4 protein-coding genes and 1 pseudogene are annotated in these 2,786 nt (G+C 56.2%); 3 read left to right on the top strand and 2 right to left on the bottom strand.

Translation table 11 applies throughout. The features are described 5' to 3' along the window. Window positions 1-327 precede the first annotated feature (327 nt). Together cas2 and cas1c are read right to left on the bottom strand one after the other, a co-directional pair. Entirely contained in the window at window positions 328-618 is a 291-nt protein-coding gene (gene cas2, locus H0V78_06250; protein MBA2351382.1) for a CRISPR-associated endonuclease Cas2, read from the bottom strand. Window positions 619-622: 4 nt separating this feature from the next. Then, a pseudogene (gene cas1c, locus H0V78_06255) lies at window positions 623-1,656 on the bottom strand (type I-C CRISPR-associated endonuclease Cas1). Window positions 1,657-1,707: 51 nt separating this feature from the next. Between cas1c and H0V78_06260 the strand changes: the two are divergent. From H0V78_06260 to H0V78_06270, 3 genes are all read left to right on the top strand, one after another. After that, entirely contained in the window at window positions 1,708-2,013 is a 306-nt protein-coding gene (locus tag H0V78_06260; GenBank protein ID MBA2351383.1) for a type II toxin-antitoxin system Phd/YefM family antitoxin, read from the top strand. Continuing rightward, entirely contained in the window at window positions 1,997-2,260 is a 264-nt protein-coding gene (locus H0V78_06265) for a putative toxin-antitoxin system toxin component, PIN family (GenBank protein ID MBA2351384.1), read from the top strand. The genes H0V78_06260 and H0V78_06265 overlap by 17 nt, the downstream gene beginning before the upstream one ends. Before the next feature lie 160 nt (window positions 2,261-2,420). Next, a partial coding sequence (locus tag H0V78_06270; GenBank protein MBA2351385.1) for a DGQHR domain-containing protein occupies window positions 2,421-2,786 on the top strand: 366 nt, incomplete at its 3' end.

Here is a 2,786-nt window from a genome sequence, read left to right on the forward strand (position 1 = left end):
GGCGCTGCGCTTTACCTGTTGTCGCGCGCCGAGGTTGCCGCGTTTCAATCCTCGCCCGGCGCGGACGCCGGGCGCTGCTTCGGTACAAAGCGACCCGCGACCTGAAAGGCGGGTTTCAATCCTCGCCCGGCGCGGACGCCGGGCGCTGCGGTACAACTTCAACTCCATATATCGTCGAGGGAATTTGCTGCTGGAGCGCGAACCTCGCCAAGAGCCTGGCGAAATTCTTTTGACCTCGACTTTGTACAGAAACTTTATTCCTTACGTCAATCATATAGGGCAAACGCGGACATCTCGAAGGATATGCCGTCGCTTGAGGTACGCGCATCAGGCGACCAAGGGGGCCTGGAAATCGACTGCTCGAAATTTTCCGTATTCCTTGACACGGCAATCGACCGGTTCGGTCAAACGATAGAGCCGCAGGTTGTCCTCCTCTTCATCGATTTCGGCGAGTAGGCGCCGTACCATTTGTTCGTATTGCATCTGGTTTACCTGGCATTCAAACACCGACTTTTGTACGCGCTGGCCGATGCTTTCGCATACCTTTGCGACGCGGCGCAAGCGCTTTCTGCCGGCAGCCGTTTCGGTCGAAACATCGTAAGCCACGATCACCAACATGGTTTCACCTCACCAGAAACGGCACATAGCCTTCCATCTCACCGCGTATGGTTCGCGCCATGAAGCGCGCTTGCAGCATGGGCAGCAATCCCATCGGGACCTTCCGCTCCAGCAGTGCGTGGGTGACCTCCTCCTGCTTGCGTTCCTGATACGCGATCACTACCGTCTTGCGGCCGTCGCCGTGCAGGTAGACCGAACCCCCCTCGCGCAAGTCGAAATCGCTTGCGCAAATCTGCTGGCGGTTGATCAGAGTCAGCGCGAGGCGGTCGGCGAAAATGGCGCGGAATTCCTCCATCAGATCCAGCGCGAGAGCCGCGCGGCCCGGGCGGACGACGTGAAGGAAGCCGAGCTGCGGATCGAGGCCGACCGCTTCCAGCGCAGAGCGGCAGTCGTTCATCAGCATCGAATACAGAAAAGATAGCAAGGCATTGAAACGATCCAGCGGCGGCCGCCGCGAACGCCCATTCATGGTAAAAGCCCCGCGCGCGTCTGGGCGAATCAGGTGGATGAGGCGCGCGAAATAATTCTTCGCGCTGTCGCCTTCGACCCCGCGCACGGCGTCGAGAGTCGGCGCGAACTCCAGATTTCTCAAGGAATTCGCGAGAATGTCCGCGCCGCCCGCGAGGCCGACTCGATCGGCTTCATCCACTGCTTCGCGTGCGCCGCGCAGCAGACTTGCCGGCTATTGCGCAGCTTTCCGGCGACGGCGGCGCGCGCGATTTCCAGCGCGAACTTATTGTCTGCCGCCTGCGTATGCTGCGCTTTCCGCAGCAGGATATTGCCGCTGACAGCACCTTCCAGCCGCGCCTTGAAGCGACCGTTGCCGTCGAGCAGGACGAGGCCGATACCGCCATCCGCCATGCGATGCATCAGAGCCGGCGAAACCATCACGTTACCGAAGCACACGACCGAACCCAGGTGATGCAGCGGGACCTGCATCTTTTTTTCCCGCTCGACGTCGATGCGCAAGGTATCGTTCTCCAGATGCACATAGGCATTCGGCGTCATCACGTAAAGCGTGTTGAGTATGTGCCGCATCGCATTTGTCCTACAATAGTGTCCTGATCATGTCCTGTTTTGGAGACACTAATGGATTTCATCACCGTGCGCGAATTCCGCACCGAGCCAGGCAAGGTGTGGGAAAAGCTCGAAACCGAACGCGAACTCGTCGTGACGAAAAACGGAAAGCCTTTCGCGCTGTTGACCGCGACGCAACCGAACACGCTTGAGGAAGATTTGCGGAGCCTCCGTCAAACCCGATTGACGCGCATAATTGTTGAAATGCAATCGCGCTCGGCTGAACGCGGGCTCGACAAGATGACCGTTGCGGAAATCGACGCGGAAATAGCGGCCTCGCGTGCGGAGCGGCAAGAGCGCAATGCTCGCGGTCGTTGATACCAATGTCATCGTATCCGGGCTACTCAATAAGGACGGGGCGCCAGCCCGTGTAATAGGGATGATCGCCGAAGGCATTCTGGCCCCGGTTTTTTCATTCCCCATTCTCGCGGAAAACGAAGATGTTTTGCATCGCGCCAAATTCCACTTCGAGCCCAGTTCAACGAGCAAATTTTTGGCGGACTTGAAAAGCGTCGGCATGCAGATCGAGCATATCGCCGTCATCATGGATGACATGCCGATATGAGCAATCCGCCATTTCTGCTCGCGGCCCGGCATGCCGATTTGCCAACTAATCACCGGGTAACGTCAAACACTGTAGTTAATGTGTCTTTCAGATCGAGTCGAAGTTAAGACAATTTAAAGGGAGGCCCTGCAAGGCCAGTCATGGGTACACCTCTTATAAAATGGCCCGGAGGAAAGAGAGCTTTATTGAAGCATCTTACAAATCCGCTTGGATCATCGATGGGCAGCATCGTCTTTTCGCATATTCTGGTCACAAGAAAGCCATAGCAAGTCACCTTTGTGTTTTGGCCTTTGAGGGTATCCCACCGAGTACGCAAGCTCGTCTTTTCATCGATATCAACGCAAAACAAAAAAGCGTCAAACAGTCTCTACTACAAGAGTTATTTGCTGAGCTGCATTGGGACTCCGACAAACCAAACGTTAGGGTTCAAGCAATTATCTCTAAGACGGTACAGGTCTTGGACACGGACAAAGAGTCGCCGCTTCGAGGAAGAATTCAAACTGCCGATTCGCCTAAGGATCATATC

The organism is Burkholderiales bacterium (genome assembly GCA_013695435.1).
GTDB lineage: Bacteria > Pseudomonadota > Gammaproteobacteria > Burkholderiales > JACMKV01 > JACMKV01.